Raw genomic sequence first — 16,027 nt, forward strand, 5'->3', positions numbered from 1 at the left:
CCAGCGGTTCAGCCGTGCACGGCAAACCGCTATGCTGGTGCTATTTCCCATCGCCTGGAGCACAGCATGAGCAGCCCATTGGTCATTCGCCCGCGCGCCGAATCGGTCGAGGGCCAACCGATCCTGCGCCCACTGCCGTCGGCGCAGTGCCGCAGCGTCGGCCCGTTCGTGTTCTTCGACCACATGCTCGAAACCGACTATGCGCCGGGCCATGGCATGGATATCCGCCAACACCCACATATCGGCCTGTCGACCCTGACCTACCTGTTCGAAGGCGCAATCCTGCACAAAGACAGCCTGGGCACCGAGCAGCGCGTTCTGCCTGGCGATGTCAGCTGGATGACTGCCGGCAGCGGTGTGGCGCATGTCGAGCGCACGCCTGCCGACGCCCTGGCCCACGGCTCACGCCTGCACGGGCTGCAGGTGTGGCTGGCATCGCCGCGTGAGCTGGAACAAAGCCCGCCGAGCTACAGCCATCACCCCGCCGCCAGTTTGCCCGTGAGCGATAACCTTGGGGTACGCATTTGTATGATTGCCGGCAGCGGGTTTTGCCTGGAATCACCGGTGCCCGTGCTCTCCCCCACCCTTTATGCGCACGTACAGATGCAGCCGGCAACGACGCTGCTGATACCGCCTGATCACGTGCAGCGGGCGCTTTACCTGCTCGATGGCGAGTTGGTGCTGGGCGATGAGGATGTGGAGCCTTGCAGCCTGGTGGTGCTACCGGAGGGCGAGGATGTGACGCTGTATGCGCAGGGCGAGTGCCAGCTGGTGCTGATTGGCGGGAAGCCGCTGGACGGGCCGCGGCGGATGAACTGGAATTTCGTGGCCAGTGACCCGGAACTGATCGAGCAGGCCAGAGCCCGCTGGGCTGCGGGAGATTGGCCGCAGGTGCCAGGGGAAACCTCAAGGATCGAGTTGCCCCGGTAATGTTGGGGCTGCTCTGCAGCCCATCGCCGGCAAGCCAGCCACATGGACTTGCGCCGGCTTTTAGACGTTGAGCAAGACGGTTGCTTGCGCAGCTAAAGCGCAGGCCTGAAGAACGGCGCGGTCGGGGTGGGAGCCGGCTTGCCGGCGATGGGGCGCAAAGCGCCCCCGCTATTTCAACGCTGGAACACTTCTGTCAGCAGGTTGTGCATCGAGCGGAAGGCCCGCTCCGACGTGCGACGGTCATACTGCATCTTGCCCGGTACATTGGCACCCGGGTCAGTGAACGAGTGCACCGCGCCACCGTAGCTCAACAGCTGCCAATCCACCTTGGCCGCGTTCATCTCCTCCTCGAACGCCGGCAGCTGCTCCTTCGGCACCAGCGGGTCGGAGGCACCGTGCAGCACCAGTACCGAGCCCTGGATACGTTTGGCATCTTCCGGGTTGGGGGTATCCAGCGTGCCGTGGAATGACACAGCAGCCCTCAGGTCAGCGCCATCGCGAGCCAACTCAAGGGCGCAGCAGCCGCCGAAGCAAAAGCCGAACGTGGCTACCTTGCCGGGGGTCAGCAGTGCCTTGGATTGGGCCAGCAGCTGCGACAGTGCTTCGCGCATGCGCTTGCGCAGCTCAGCACGGTCATCCTTCAAAGGCGCCATGGCCGCGCCCGCCTCTTCAGCATTGGCAGGGCGTACCGATTGCCCGTACAAGTCGGCAATCAGCACCACGTAGCCCTTCTCGGCCACTTCCTTGGCAATGCGCTCGGCACCTTCGCCAATACCCATCCAGTTCGGCGCCATGACAAGCCCCGGGCGCCCCAGCGCACCGGGCTCATACACCAGGCGGCTTTCATACGTCTTGCCGGACAGGTGATAAACCAGCGATTCGACGATTACCTTGCTCATCAAGCACTCCTTGGGCATTCACCATTAAAAAAGCCCGCCGAAGCGGGCTTATCGATGCATCAACTCAAGCAGACAGCTCGACCAACAGCTTGTTCAGGCGACGAACGTAAGCCGCCGGGTCCTTCAAGCTGTCACCGGCCGCCAGCGCCGCCTGATCGAACAGGATGTGCGACAGCTCGGCAAAGCGGTCTTCGCTCTGCTCGTTATCCAGCTTTTCGATCAGCGGATGAGTCGGGTTGAATTCGAAGATCGGCTTGGAGTCCGGCACCTTCTGCCCGCTGGCTTCGAGGATCTGGCGCATCTGCAGGCCCAGGTCCTGCTCACCGATGGCCAGGATTGCCGGCGAATCGGTCAGGCGGTGCGACACACGCACTTCGGCAACGCTCTCACCCAGCGCAGATTTCAAGCGCCCGACCAGGCCTTCTTTTTCCTTGGCGACTTCTTCCTGGGCCTTCTTGTCCTCTTCGGAGTCCAGCTTGCCCAGGTCCAGGTCGCCACGCGCGACATCGACGAAGGCCTTGCCGTCGAACTCGTTGAGGTAGCTCATCAGCCACTCGTCGATGCGATCGGTCAGCAGCAGCACCTCGATGCCCTTCTTACGGAAGACTTCCAGGTGTGGGCTGTTCTTGACCTGCGCGTACGACTCGCCGGTGAGGTAGTAGACCTTGTCCTGGCCTTCCTTGGCGCGCGCCAGGTATTCGGCCAGGGAGACGCTCTGCTCGCCGCTCTCGTCATGGGTAGAGGCGAAGCGCAGCAAACCGGCGATCTTCTCTTTGTTGGCGAAGTCTTCGGCCGGGCCTTCCTTGAGTACCTGGCCAAAGTTCTTCCAGAAGCCCTTGTACTGCTCGGGTTCGTTCTTCGCCAGCTTCTCCAGCATGTCCAGCACGCGCTTGGTCAGCGCGGTTTTCATCGAATCGATGATCGGATCCTTCTGCAGGATCTCGCGGGAGACGTTCAGAGACAGGTCATTGGAGTCGACCACACCCTTGATGAAGCGCAGGTACAGCGGCAGGAACGACTCGGCCTGGTCCATGATGAACACGCGCTGCACATACAGCTTCAGGCCGCGGGGCGCTTCACGCTGGTACAGATCGAACGGCGCGCGGGCCGGCACGTACAGCAGCGAGTTGTATTCGAGCTTGCCTTCGACCTTGTTGTGGCTCCAGGCCAGCGGGTTTTCGAAGTCATGGCCGATGTGCTTGTAGAACTCCTGGTATTCCTCGTCCTTGATTTCGGTACGCGGGCGGGTCCACAGGGCACTGGCGCGGTTGACGGTTTCCCACTCTTCGGCCGGCTGCTCTTCACCTTCGGCAGCTGCCTGTTCCTTGGGCAGCTGGATCGGCAGGGCAATGTGATCGGAGTACTTCTTGACCACGTTACGCAGGCGCCAGCCATCGGCGAATTCCTGCTCGTCCTTCTTCAGGTGCAGGACGATACGGGTGCCGCGCTGTGGTTTTTCGACGGTGGAAACTTCGAACTCACCCTCGCCTTTGGACGACCAGTGCACACCCTCGGCGGCCGGCTGGCCGGCGCGACGGCTGAACACGTCGACCTTGTCGGCGACGATGAAGGCAGAATAGAAGCCCACGCCGAACTGGCCAATCAGGTGCGAATCCTTCTTCTGGTCACCGGTGAGGTTCTTCATGAAGTCGGCCGTGCCAGACTTGGCGATGGTGCCCAGGTGAGTGATCACGTCTTCGCGGCTCATGCCGATGCCGTTGTCCTCGAGGGTCACGGTACCGGCGTCCTTGTCGAAACTCAGGCGAATTTTCAGGTCGGCATCGTTTTCGAACAGTTCTGGCTTGGCCAGGGCTTCGAAGCGCAGCTTGTCGGCGGCGTCGGAGGCGTTGGAAATCAGCTCACGCAGGAAGATTTCCTTGTTCGAGTACAGCGAGTGAATCATGAGGTGCAGCAGCTGCTTCACCTCGGTCTGGAAGCCCAGGGTTTCCTTTTGTGTTTCCACACTCATGGTCTTCAAAACTCCGATCTGATGGCAGTGGGCGCCTGCAGCCGAGTCGGCATGCATTAACGGCGGATGTCATGCAGATGGGGGCAGCCCTGACGATTTCAAGGGCTTTTCCGGCTCAATCTTGAAATGCGCGCGGGCAGTGGCGATCGGGGCTTGTCGATCGCCCTGCCAGGCCGTGATCGCCACATTGGTCACCCGCCGACCTTGGCGCCACAACTGGCACTGCGCATAGGTGTCGCGAAAATGCCCGGCGCGCAGGTAGTCGATGGAGAAATCGATGATCTTGGGAATGCTGGCGCTCTCGCTGTAGATCAGCAGATACAAGGCGGCAGAAAGCTCCATGAAGCCAGCGATCACACCCCCATGGATGGCCGGCAGCAAAGGGTTGCCGATGTTGTCGGGGTTGGCCGGCAGGCAGAACAGCAAATCATCGCCCTGGCGCTCGCAGGTGATGCCGATCAGGCCGGCATAAGGTATCAACGCCAGCAATGGCTGGTAATCGCCCACGGCATGGGCCGCGTTGAGCTGGCGACGTACGTCTTGGGGAATCATGCCCTGCCCTCCTTCAGTGCCTTGCCGAAGCGGATGCCACCTTTGACCTCCTGCCCCAGGCGCATGAAGGTGCCGACAACCTGGCATATCGGCTGGGCGGGGTCGTCCTGATAAGCCATGCCTCGGGTGAAGATCACGTCCCGGGTGACCCGATAGCACTGGGCATGACCATAGATGGGCTTGCCTGCCTCTGCCGGATGCATGTAGTCGATGCGAAGGTCCAGGGTTGGACATACCTCAAAGCTTGGCAGCACGCAAAGCGTGGCCATCCCGCAGGTGGTGTCCATCAGCGTGGTCAGGGCGCCACCATGCACTGCGCCGGTCTGCGGGTTACCGACGATGGCCGGTGACCAGGGCAAGATCAGCGTCATGCCATCGGTGTCCGCCTGTTCCACGCGCATGTGTAACATTTGGCAATGTTTCAGTGCCGACAAGAATCGCTCGGCCATGGCCATCAAGCTTGAATCGGTCATCGGTACACTCCACTTCACTTCACGGCCGCTGGCGCCAGTTACATCTGCATAAGTGTGATAAAAAGTCTATGCGCACTGCAGTGTTATATATCTGTAAACGATACGGAACTATTGCCGCACGGCCGAACTCGAAGGAACAAGTCACTTATTCCACCAAGGAGAAACACCCAATGCGTAAACCATTTGCTTTTGCTCTGATGCTGGCTGCTGCCATGGGCCTGGCTGCTTGCGATAAAGCGAGCGAAGACAAAGCCCAAGACGCACAGGAACATGCCGAGCAGGCCCAGGAAAAAATGGGCGAAGCTCAGGATAAAATGAACGACGCCGCCGAGGAAAACGCCGAAGCTGCCAAAGATCAGGCTGAAGCCGAGCAGAAAGCTGCTGAAGAGGCCGCGCCGGCCACTCCGGCTACCGCACCCGCTGAGCCTGCCAAGCAGTAATAGCGAGGCACAAAAAAACCCGACAATGTCGGGTTTTTTTGTGCCTGTCATGTAGGGATTAAACGTTTCAGGCGTTTGTGTTGACGCCTTCTTTGCTGGTCTCGGTAGGCGCACTTTCCGTCGGTGTGAAAACCATCACTTCCAGCACATCGGAGTGGAACTCCCGGCGATAAAGGATCACTACCACCCCAACACTCACGACCATGAACAACCCGGGGCTGATGAACCAAGTGAGCATGGCCATGCCGAAGTAATAAGCGCGCAAGCCAAAGTTGAACTGGTTGGCCGCCAGCGACAACACCCTCGCCGCCCGCGAAGCGAAAGCCTTGCGCTCAAGCTCACTGACCAGCCGCTCGCCTATCATGGGCGCAGACCCCACCAGCACTGCGGCAAAGTTGTATTGGCGCATGCACCAGCTGAACGTGAAGAACGCATAGACGAACACCATCGCCAGGCAAAGCAGCTTGATTTCCGACATGCCTTGCGAGGCCTGTTGTACGAGTGGCAGGTCGGCCAGCAGCGACAGAGCGCGGTCAGTAGCCCCCAGAACGGTCAGGATACCGGCCAGAATGATCAGGGTGCTGGAGGCGAAGAACGACGCGTTGCGCTCCAGATTGCCGATGACACTGGCATCGGCGATGCGGTTGTCGCGCAGCAGCATGCGGCGCATCCAGTCTTCCCGATACAAATGCAGGACACTGGCCAGGCAGGCGGTGTCGCGGCCCTTCCAGATGGCATAGCGGGTATAGCCGCCCCAGCAAAGCGCGAACCAGCACAGGGCCAACACGTTGTGAAGATTGCTTTGGATGAAATTCATGCAGTTTTCCTGAAGGCCAGGGCACAAGGATAGGCACCGCTGTTCGACGCCTGCGAGCACGCAAAGACACATCCGCGCAATAAAAAACCCCGCATCCTCAGGGATGCGGGGTTCGGTGTACAGCCAGCGCGGGCACCCTACGGCTTGTGGCCGGTGCCAACGGCAGGCGTCAACCTGTCAGGCCAGCGCTTCACGCGGCTTGCCAAGCATGCGGTCGCACGCCACGGCAGCAACCAGTGTCACCACCGACGGCACGAGCCAGGCCAGGCCCTGATCGCTCAGCGGCAGGTGCGCCATGAAGTCCGGCAACACGTGGGCAATGCTGCTGCCCTTGATCGCGTCAACCATGCCGAACAACAGCGACACCAGCATGACTGGCGCGAGGATGCGCGTAGGCGAATTCCACAGGTCATTGACGAAGCTCAGCCCCACCACCACGATGCACGGCGGGTAGATCGCGGTCAGCACCGGGATCGAGAACATGATCAGCTTGGTCAGGCCCAGGTTGGAGATCAGCAGCGAGAAGCCCGCCAGGATCACCACCAGCGCACGGTACGACAGCGGCAGGATCTGGCTGAAGTACTCGGCGCATGCGCAGGTCAGGCCTACCGCAGTCACCAGGCAGGCCAGCGCGATCAGCACCGCCAGGAAGGCGCTGCCCAGCGAACCGAAGGTGTGCTGTACGTAGGCGTGCAATACCGCTGCACCGTTGGTGGCGCCAGCCGCGATGTCATGGCTGCTGGCCCCCAGACGGAACAGGCTGATGTACACCAGCGCCAGGCCTACACCGGCAATCAGGCCAGCGATGATGGCATAGCGGGTGATCAGCTTCGGCGATTCGACACCCCGCGAACGGATGGCATTGACGATCACGATGCCGAAGACCAGCGCACCCAAGGTGTCCATGGTCAGGTAGCCATCGGAGAAGCCTTTGGAGAAGGCCGCGGCGGCATAGGCGGGCTGCGCTTCACCAATGGTGCCAGCCGGCAGCGCGAACGCAGCGATGCCAAGGACCGCCAGGGCGATGATCTTCAGTGGCGCGAGGAAACGGCCCACGGTATCGAGCAACTTGCCCGGGTACATGGACACCGCCAGTACCACGATGAAGTACACCAGGCTGTAGATGAACAACGCCAGCGGGCTTTCGCCGGTGAGCGGTGCAACCCCCACTTCGAACGACACGGTCGCCGTGCGCGGGGTGGCGAACAGCGGGCCGACCGACAGGTAGCACACCGCCGCCAACAAGCCACCGAAGAACTTGCCGATCGGGCTGCTGAGCGCATCCATGCCACCACCGACCTTGGCCAGTGCGACCACGGTGATGACCGGCAGGCCCACCGCCGTTACCAGAAAGCCCAGGGCGGCCATCCAGACATGCGGCCCGGACTGCAGGCCAACGATGGGCGGGAAGATGATATTGCCAGCGCCCACAAAAAGGGCAAACGTCATAAAGCCAAGCGCCAGGATATCCTGGCCTTTTAAAACTTTCATTTAGGGTAGTACCACACTGCTGAAATCGGGATTCGAGAAGGGATTTCCCCATGGGTGAGGGAAATGCTGCCCGGCTTGATGGGCCAGACCCGTTTAGCGTGTCGTTCCCTTTTGGGGTACGGGCACAGAGTGAACGCGTAGATTAACCGTTTTACCCGGCAAACGCACTGGAACAGTGCTGCCTGTCCGATGTGCGTACATGTTTGTCGTCTGGTTGACCGTGTTCAACGACAATTTATTGCTGATTCGAGCGAATGTCTGGTTGAAAAACCTGATGAGCTCTGTCGAATTTTCCGAACCTTTGGGTGGAGTTAACCGACCACAAAACGACAAAGGCCACCCGAAGGTGGCCTTTGTGCGCGTGGGGGGTACTACGTAAAGCGGGTGCTACTTACTTCTTGGCTTCCCAGCCAGTCAGCTCGGCCAGGGCCTTGCCGATGTCAGCCAGGGAACGCACGGTCTTCACACCAGCGTCCTGCAGGGCGGCGAACTTCTCGTCCGCAGTACCCTTGCCGCCGGAAATGATGGCGCCAGCGTGGCCCATACGCTTGCCCGCAGGTGCAGTAACACCAGCGATGTAGGAAACGACAGGCTTGGTGACATTGGCCTTGATGTAAGCCGCGGCCTCTTCTTCAGCCGAACCGCCGATCTCACCGATCATGACGATCGCTTCGGTCTTCGGGTCTTCCTGGAACAGCTTCAGGATGTCGATGAAGTTCGAGCCTGGGATCGGGTCGCCGCCGATACCCACGCAGGTCGACTGGCCGAAACCGGCGTCGGTGGTCTGCTTGACCGCTTCGTAGGTCAGGGTGCCGGAACGCGATACGATACCGACCTTGCCTGGCAGGTGGATGTGGCCTGGCATGATGCCGATCTTGCACTCGCCCGGGGTGATGACACCTGGGCAGTTAGGGCCGATCAGGGTAACGCCCAGCTCGTCGCACTTGACCTTGGCATCGAGCATGTCCAGGGTAGGAATGCCTTCGGTGATGCAGACGATCAGCTTGATACCGCCGAAAGCTGCTTCCAGGATCGAGTCCTTGCAGAACGGAGCCGGAACGTAGATCACCGAAGCGTCAGCGCCGGTAGCTTCCACGGCTTCCTTGACGGTGTTGAACACCGGCAGGCCCAGGTGGGTGGTGCCACCCTTGCCCGGGGTAACGCCGCCGACCATCTTGGTGCCATAGGCGATGGCTTGTTCGGAGTGGAAAGTACCCTGCGAGCCGGTGAAGCCCTGGCAGATGACTTTGGTGTCTTTATTGATCAGGACGCTCATTACTTGCCCTCCGCAGCTTTGACAACTTGTTGAGCAGCGTCGGTCAGGCTGGTTGCCGCAATGATGTTCAAACCGCTTTCTGCCAGTACTTTTGCGCCCAGTTCGGCGTTGTTGCCTTCAAGGCGAACGACGACCGGAACCTTAACGCCAACTTCTTTCACTGCACCGATGATGCCTTCGGCAATCATGTCGCAGCGAACGATGCCGCCGAAGATGTTGACCAGAACGGCCGCGACATTGCTGTCGGACAGAATGATCTTGAACGCTTCGGTAACGCGCTCTTTGGTAGCACCGCCACCAACGTCGAGGAAGTTGGCTGGCTTGCCGCCGTGCAGGTTGACGATGTCCATGGTACCCATGGCCAGGCCGGCACCGTTGACCATGCAGCCGATGTTGCCTTCCAGGGCAACGTAGTTCAGTTCGAACTTGGCAGCGTGGGCTTCACGGGCGTCGTCCTGCGACGGGTCGTGGAAGGTCTTCAGCTTAGGCTGACGGTACATGGCGTTGGCGTCGATGTTGATCTTGGCATCGAGGCAGTGCAGGTCGCCATCGGCCTTGATCACCAGCGGGTTCACTTCCAGCAGGGCCAGATCGTGATCCTTGAACAGCTTGGCCAGGCCAACGAAGATCTTGGCGAACTGTTGAACCTGCTTGCCTTCCAGGCCCAGCTGGAATGCCAGTTCACGCCCTTGGAACGGCTGAGCGCCGACCAGCGGGTCGATGGTAGCCTTGAGGATCTTCTCAGGCGTTTCGTGAGCGACTTTCTCGATGTCCACACCACCTTCGGTGGAGGCCATGAACACGATACGGCGGCTCGAACGATCCACTACAGCGCCCAGGTACAGCTCTTTGGCGATGTCAGTGCAGGATTCGACCAGAATCTTGGAGACGGGTTGACCGTTGGCATCGGTCTGGTAGGTAACCAGATTCTTGCCCAACCACTGTGCAGCGAACGCCTTGGCGTCTTCCTTGCTGCGAACCAGCTTGACGCCGCCCGCCTTACCGCGACCACCAGCGTGGACCTGGGCTTTGACAACCCACTCGGAACCGCCGATCTTGTCGCAGGCTTCTGCAGCTTGCTCAGGGGTATCGACCGCGAAACCCTTGGAAACTGGCAGGCCGTACTCAGCGAACAGCTGCTTACCCTGATACTCGTGAAGATTCATGCTTTTTACCGTCTTCGTTAGGTACTGCGCTTCGGCGCTGCGCCATTACTGGCGCCGCACCACCTGTGACCGTTGACCCCGGGTTTTCCCGTGTGATCCGGTCCGGCGGACGTTCCGCGGTGAGTCATGCACGCAAGACTCACGACGGGCAGCCCGCCGTGGTTTCTTATAATTAACGCTTCTTACGGTTGGCCACGTGAATGGCGCCGCCATTCACTGCCAGCGCTGCTTCATGCAACGCTTCGGACAGGGTTGGATGGCTGAAGACCATCATGCCCAGATCCTCGGCACTGGTGCCGAATTCCATTGCGATTGCGCCCTGCTGAACCAGTTCGGCAGCCGACGGGCCAATCACGTGTACACCCAGAACGCGGTCGGTCTTGGCATCAGCGATGACCTTGACGAAACCACCGGTGTCGTTGGCCGCCATCGCACGGCCGCTGGCCGCGAACGGGAAGGTGCCTACGTTAACCTCAACACCCTCGGCCTTCAAGGCTTGTTCGGTCTTGCCGACCCACGCGATTTCCGGGTGGGTGTAGATAACCGAAGGGATCAGGTCGTAGTTCATCTGGGCCTTGTGGCCCTTGATGCGCTCGACGACCATGATGCCCTCTTCCGAGGCCTTGTGCGCCAGCATCATGCCGCGCACCACGTCGCCGATGGCGTAGACGCCCGGCACGCTGGTAGCGCAGTGATCGTCAACGAAGATGTAGCCACGCTCGTCGATGTTGACACCGCTGTCGGAGGCCAGCAGGTCGGTGGTCACCGGGCGACGGCCAACCGCGACGATCAGCTTGTCGAAGGTGATCTTCTGCTCGCCATCGGCATTGGTGTAGGTCACTTCGACTTCGTCGCCATTGACTTTCGAGCCGGTGACGCGAGCGCCCAGCTTGATGTCCAGGCCTTGCTTGGTCAGGGTCTTCTGGGCTTCTTTCGACACTGCGGTGTCGGCAGCCATCAGGAAGGTGTCCAGGGCTTCCAGGACGGTGACTTCAGCACCCAGGCGAGCCCATACCGAACCCAGCTCCAGGCCGATCACGCCAGCACCGATCACGCCCAGGCGCTTGGGAACCGACTGGAATTCCAGGGCGCCGGTGGAGTCGACGATGACGTTCTGGTCGACCGGAGCCGGCGGAATGTCGATCGGACGCGAGCCGGAGGCCAGGATCACGTTTTCGGCTTCGATGATTTCGGTAGTGCCGTCAGCCTTGGTGACTTCGACTTTCTTGCCAGCCAGCAGTTTGCCGTGGCCCTGGATCGAAGTGACGCCGTTGGCCTTGAACAGGGTGGCAACGCCACCGGTCAGGTTCTTGACGATGCCAGCCTTGCGGCCAACCATCGCGGCGACGTCCATCTTCACTTCGCCCGTGGAGATACCGTGGACGTTGAAGCTCTCTTTGGCTTCCTTGTACTTCCAGGAGCTGTCCAGCAGCGCCTTGGAGGGGATGCAGCCTACGTTCAGGCAAGTGCCGCCCAGGGCCAGCTTGCCCTCGGCGTCGGTGTACTTCTCGATACAGGCAGTCTTCAGACCAAGTTGGGCAGCCTTGATAGCAGCCACATAGCCGCCAGGACCTGCACCAATCACCACTACGTCGAATTTCTGGGTCATAAAAGATTCCTTTTTAGCTTCAAGCGGCAAGCTGCAAGCCGCAAGACCAGCAGGCTTCGGCTTGAAGCGTGCGGCTTGCAGCTTACAGCTGCGCGATTAGATGTCCAGCAGCAGGCGGGACGGATCTTCCAGCAGGTTCTTGATGGTGACCAGGAAGGTTACCGCTTCCTTGCCGTCGATCAGGCGGTGATCGTACGACAGCGCCAGGTACATCATCGGGCGGATAACCACCTGGCCGTTGATGGCCATCGGGCGCTGGATGATGTTGTGCATGCCGAGAATGGCGGCCTGCGGTGGGTTGACGATCGGGGTCGACATCATCGAGCCGAAAGTACCACCGTTGGTGATGGTGAAGGTGCCGCCGGTCATTTCTTCGATCGACAGTTTGCCGTCACGGGCTTTCTTGCCGAAGGTGGCGATGCCGTTCTCGATTTCAGCCAGGCTCATCGATTCGGCGTTGCGCAGTACCGGTACTACCAGGCCACGGTCGCTGGAGACGGCAACGCCGACGTCGGCGAAGCCGTGGTAGACGATGTCGTTGCCGTCGATCGAGGCATTGACCGCCGGGAAACGCTTCAGCGCTTCGGTGGCAGCCTTGACGAAGAACGACATGAAGCCCAGGCGCACGCCGTTATGGGTCTTCTCGAACAGGTCCTTGTACTTCGAACGCAGGGCCATGACTTCGGTCATGTCGACTTCGTTGAAGGTGGTCAGCATCGCCATGTTGGACTGGGCTTCGACCAGACGCTCGGCGATCTTGGCACGCAGGCGGGTCATCGGCACACGCTTCTCGGTGCGATCGCCAGCAGCGGTCACCACCGGAGCGGCAGCGGCAGGCTTGGCAGCAGGAGCAGTGGCAGGCGCGGACTTCTTGTTGGCAACTGCGGCAACCACGTCTTCCTTGGTGATGCGGCCACCCTTGCCGGTACCGTCAACGGTCGCCAGGTCGATGCCGTTCTCTTCAGCCAGCTTGCGCGCGGCTGGAGCGGCGACCGGGTCATCTTCGCCGGCGTCGGCGGCAGGGGCAGCGGCAGCCGGAGCAGCAGCGGCCGGAGCGGCTGCAGGTGCGGCGGCGGCAGCACCACCTTCCACGATCGAACCCAGCACTTCGTCGGACAGGACGGTATCGCCCTCGCCCTTGACGATGTCGCCCATCACGCCATCGGCGGTAGCCAGGACTTCCAGGACGACCTTGTCAGTCTCGATGTCGACGATCAGCTCGTCACGCTTGACGGCTTCGCCCGGCTTCTTGTGCCAGGTGGCAACGGTGCCATCGGCAACCGATTCCGGGAAGGTTGGGGCTTTGATCTCGATAGCCATTAGCAGTGTTTCCTTAAATTCGGTTTCAAGTGCGCGAAGGCGTTAGACAGTGAAGGCGTCTTGCAGCAGTTTTTCCTGCTGTTCGGCGTGCTTCGAAGCGTAACCACAAGCTGGCGCGGCGGAAGCGTCGCGGCCTGCGTATTCCAGGACCAGCGCCTTGTTGTGGCGGCCCAGGATACGGCGCATGTGGTGCTGGCTGCTGTACCAGGCGCCCTGGTTCATCGGCTCTTCCTGACACCAGACGGCATGCTTGAGGTTGGTGTACGGCGCCAGGATGTCGACCAGGTCGTCTTCCGGGAACGGGTACAGCTGCTCGATACGCACGATCGCGATGTCTTCGCGGCCTTCGGCACGGCGTTTTTCCAGCAGGTCGTAGTAGACCTTGCCACCACACAGCACCAGGCGTTCGACCTTGGCAGGATCCAGGGTGTCGATTTCCGGGATCACGGTCTGGAACGAACCTTCTGCAAGGTCCTCCAGGGTCGACACGGCCAGCTTGTGGCGCAGCAGCGACTTGGGCGTCAGCACGATCAGCGGCTTGCGCAGCGGACGGATGACCTGACGACGCAGCAGGTGGTAGATCTGTGCCGGAGTCGTCGGTACGCAGACCTGAATGTTGTGCTCGGCGCACAGCTGCAGGTAACGCTCCAGGCGCGCGGAGGAGTGCTCCGGGCCCTGCCCTTCATAGCCGTGCGGCAGCAGCATGGTCAGACCGCACAGGCGGCCCCACTTGTGCTCACCGCTGGTGATGAACTGGTCGATCACCACCTGCGCACCGTTGGCGAAGTCGCCGAACTGGGCTTCCCAGATCACCAGCGCATTCGGCGTGGTGGTCGAGTAGCCGTATTCGAAGGCCAGTACCGCTTCTTCCGACAGGAAGGAGTCGTACAGGTCGAAGCGCGGCTGGCCCGGGAACAGGTTCTGCAGCGGCACGTAAGTGCTGGCGTCCTTCTGGTTGTGCAACACCGCGTGGCGGTGCGAGAAGGTGCCACGGCCGATGTCCTGGCCGGTCATGCGGATCGGGTGACCTTCGAACTGCAGGGTGGCGTACGCCATGGTCTCTGCATAACCCCAGTTGATCGGCAAGCCACCGGCCTGCATCTTCTGACGGTCTTCGTAGATCTTCGACACCTGACGCTGGACGACGAAGCCTTCCGGCAGCTCGAGCAGCTTGGCCGACAGGTCCTGCAGGGTCTTGAGGTCGAAACGGGTGTCGTGACGCGCAGTCCAGGCGTGGCCCAGGTATGGACGCCAGTCGACGAACAGCTCGCGGTTCGGCTCCTTGACCAGGCTCTTGACCACGTGCAGGCCGTTGTCCAGGGCATTGCGGTACTCGTCGATCTTGGCCTGGGCGCGCTCGGCATCGATGCGACCGGCCTGGATCAGCGCCTCGGCGTACAGCTCACGGGTGGTGCGCTGCTTGCTGATCTGCTGATACATCAGCGGCTGGGTACCGTTGGGCTCGTCGGCCTCGTTGTGGCCGCGACGGCGGTAGCAGACCAGGTCGATGACCACATCACGCTTGAACTGCATGCGGTAATCGATGGCCAGCTGGGTGACGAACACCACCGCTTCCGGGTCATCGCCGTTCACGTGCAGGATCGGCGCCTGGATCATCTTGGCAACGTCGGTGGCGTACTCGGTGGAGCGCGCGTCCAGCGGGTTGCTGATGGTGAAACCAACCTGGTTGTTGATCACGATGTGCACAGTACCGCCGGTCTTGAAACCGCGGGTCTGCGACATCTGGAAGGTTTCCATGACCACGCCCTGGCCTGCGAATGCAGCGTCACCGTGGATCGAGATCGGCAGCACCTTGTCGCCGGCGGTGTCGTTGCGGCGGTCCTGACGGGCGCGCACCGAACCTTCGACCACCGGAGAGACGATTTCCAGGTGGGAGGGGTTGAACGCCATGGCCAGGTGAACTTCGCCACCGGTGGTCATCACGTTCGAGGAGAAGCCCTGGTGATACTTCACGTCACCGGAGCCCAGCTCGTTCATCTTCTTGCCTTCGAACTCGTCGAACAGCTCGCGCGGGTTCTTGCCGAAGGTGTTGACCAGCACGTTCAGACGACCACGGTGGGCCATGCCGATCACGACTTCCTTGGTGCCGTAGGAGCCGGAACGCTGGATCATTTCGTCCAGCATCGGGATCAGGCTTTCGCCACCCTCAAGGCCGAAGCGCTTGGTGCCCGGGTACTTGGTGCCCAGGTACTTTTCGAGGCCTTCACCGGCCGTCACGCGCTCGAGCAGGTGAGCCTGCACGTCGGCGGAAAAGTCCGGGCGGCCGCGCACGCTTTCCAGGCGCTGCTGGAACCAGCTGCGCTGCTCGGAATCGACGATATGGGTGAACTCGGCGCCAATGGTGCGACAATATGTCTTCTGGAGCGCCTCGATGATCTCGCGTAGGCTCGCCTCCTCTTTGCCGATGTACAGGTCGCCGGCACGGAAGGTCGTATCAAGATCGGCATTGGTCAAGCCGTAGTGATTGATCGACAGGTCTACGGGCGCAGGGCGCTGCCACAACCCCAAGGGGTCGAGCTTGGCAGCCTGATGGCCGCGCATACGATAGGCCTGGATCAGTCGCAGAACTTCAACCTGCTTCTTCTCGTGTTCACTGCTCACGCTCCCGGCAGATACCGGTTGGGCGCGGCGCTGGTTCTTTGCCAGCAGTACGAAATGGTCGCGGATTGTCGAGTGCGATACATCAGTAGCGGTGCTGCCGTCGGCGGGCAACTTCTGGAAGTAAGTGCGCCACTCTTCTGGCACAGCGTTAGGGTCGTGCAGGTAGAGCTCGTAGAGCTCTTCCACATATGCAGCGTTACCACCTGAAAGGTGGGCGCTTTCCCACATGCGCTGCATCACGCTTTCTTGCATGCTTGGTCACCCTCGGTTAGGGGACTGATCGGCGAGAGCCACAGCAAACCTGGAAAAGTCCGAACACAGCGACTGAACCACGCCACTTGGATCCTGCTGATTTTCCGGGTACCAGCCCGGAAAGCCCCTGCTGGTCTCATATCTTCATAGGTATCGAGCGCGGGCTTTGTGGGCCCTTGCTCAGGTTTTACCTCAGTGCGGGTTCACCACC

At 60.9% G+C, this 16,027-nt stretch carries 13 protein-coding genes; 2 read left to right on the forward strand and 11 right to left on the reverse strand.

From position 1 onward, the window contains the following. Window positions 1-66 precede the first annotated feature (66 nt). A complete protein-coding gene (locus ACIPZC_RS17180; RefSeq protein WP_400628364.1) occupies window positions 67-930 on the forward strand; it encodes a pirin family protein in 864 nt (287 codons plus the stop codon). A gap of 173 nt (window positions 931-1,103) precedes the next feature. Here ACIPZC_RS17180 and ACIPZC_RS17185 read toward each other — a convergent pair whose 3' ends face one another. The 4 genes from ACIPZC_RS17185 to ACIPZC_RS17200 all read right to left on the reverse strand — a co-directional run bounded on the left by ACIPZC_RS17185 (window position 1,104) and on the right by ACIPZC_RS17200 (window position 4,823). Continuing rightward, window positions 1,104-1,829 (reverse strand): dienelactone hydrolase family protein, encoded by a 726-nt coding sequence (locus ACIPZC_RS17185; RefSeq protein WP_400628366.1) that lies wholly within the window; start codon window positions 1,827-1,829, stop codon window positions 1,104-1,106. A gap of 64 nt (window positions 1,830-1,893) precedes the next feature. Then, on the reverse strand, window positions 1,894-3,798 hold the full coding sequence (gene htpG / locus ACIPZC_RS17190; protein WP_400628368.1) for a molecular chaperone HtpG: 1,905 nt from the start codon (window positions 3,796-3,798) through the stop codon (window positions 1,894-1,896). A gap of 69 nt (window positions 3,799-3,867) precedes the next feature. Continuing rightward, window positions 3,868-4,350: a PaaI family thioesterase gene (locus ACIPZC_RS17195; RefSeq protein ID WP_400628370.1), complete on the reverse strand. Its 483-nt coding sequence runs from the start codon at window positions 4,348-4,350 to the stop codon at window positions 3,868-3,870. Next, on the reverse strand, window positions 4,347-4,823 hold the full coding sequence (locus tag ACIPZC_RS17200; RefSeq protein WP_400628372.1) for a PaaI family thioesterase: 477 nt from the start codon (window positions 4,821-4,823) through the stop codon (window positions 4,347-4,349). Before ACIPZC_RS17200 ends, ACIPZC_RS17195 begins: the two co-directional genes overlap by 4 nt. Window positions 4,824-4,993: 170 nt before the next feature. On the opposite strand from ACIPZC_RS17200, the gene ACIPZC_RS17205 reads away from it, so the two are divergent. Continuing rightward, on the forward strand, window positions 4,994-5,263 hold the full coding sequence (locus ACIPZC_RS17205) for a hypothetical protein (RefSeq protein WP_012315342.1): 270 nt from the start codon (window positions 4,994-4,996) through the stop codon (window positions 5,261-5,263). 67 nt (window positions 5,264-5,330) lie between these two features. On the opposite strand, the gene ACIPZC_RS17210 is transcribed toward ACIPZC_RS17205, so the two are convergent. The 7 genes from ACIPZC_RS17210 to ACIPZC_RS17240 form a co-directional block, all read right to left on the reverse strand. Then, complete coding sequence (locus ACIPZC_RS17210; RefSeq protein ID WP_241807045.1) at window positions 5,331-6,080, reverse strand: DUF599 domain-containing protein; 750 nt, start codon at window positions 6,078-6,080, stop codon at window positions 5,331-5,333. A 177-nt stretch (window positions 6,081-6,257) separates the two neighbouring features. After that, window positions 6,258-7,571 (reverse strand): branched-chain amino acid transport system II carrier protein, encoded by a 1,314-nt coding sequence (gene brnQ, locus ACIPZC_RS17215; RefSeq protein ID WP_400628374.1) that lies wholly within the window; start codon window positions 7,569-7,571, stop codon window positions 6,258-6,260. Window positions 7,572-7,962: 391 nt separating this feature from the next. Further along, a complete protein-coding gene (gene sucD, locus ACIPZC_RS17220; protein WP_016393102.1) occupies window positions 7,963-8,847 on the reverse strand; it encodes a succinate--CoA ligase subunit alpha in 885 nt (294 codons plus the stop codon). Then, the gene (gene sucC, locus ACIPZC_RS17225) at window positions 8,847-10,013 is read right to left on the reverse strand and encodes an ADP-forming succinate--CoA ligase subunit beta (protein WP_011534748.1); all 1,167 of its coding nucleotides are present in this window, start codon (window positions 10,011-10,013) and stop codon (window positions 8,847-8,849) included. The genes sucD and sucC overlap by 1 nt, the downstream gene beginning before the upstream one ends. Before the next feature lie 172 nt (window positions 10,014-10,185). Then, the gene (gene lpdA / locus ACIPZC_RS17230; protein WP_241807047.1) at window positions 10,186-11,622 is read right to left on the reverse strand and encodes a dihydrolipoyl dehydrogenase; all 1,437 of its coding nucleotides are present in this window, start codon (window positions 11,620-11,622) and stop codon (window positions 10,186-10,188) included. 96 nt (window positions 11,623-11,718) lie between these two features. Next, on the reverse strand, window positions 11,719-12,942 hold the full coding sequence (odhB, locus tag ACIPZC_RS17235; RefSeq protein WP_400628377.1) for a 2-oxoglutarate dehydrogenase complex dihydrolipoyllysine-residue succinyltransferase: 1,224 nt from the start codon (window positions 12,940-12,942) through the stop codon (window positions 11,719-11,721). A gap of 42 nt (window positions 12,943-12,984) precedes the next feature. Then, on the reverse strand, window positions 12,985-15,816 hold the full coding sequence (locus ACIPZC_RS17240) for a 2-oxoglutarate dehydrogenase E1 component (protein ID WP_241807049.1): 2,832 nt from the start codon (window positions 15,814-15,816) through the stop codon (window positions 12,985-12,987). Window positions 15,817-16,027 lie beyond the last annotated feature (211 nt).

It is taken from the genome of Pseudomonas sp. NPDC089743 (assembly GCF_044748785.1).
GTDB lineage: Bacteria > Pseudomonadota > Gammaproteobacteria > Pseudomonadales > Pseudomonadaceae > Aquipseudomonas > Aquipseudomonas putida_X.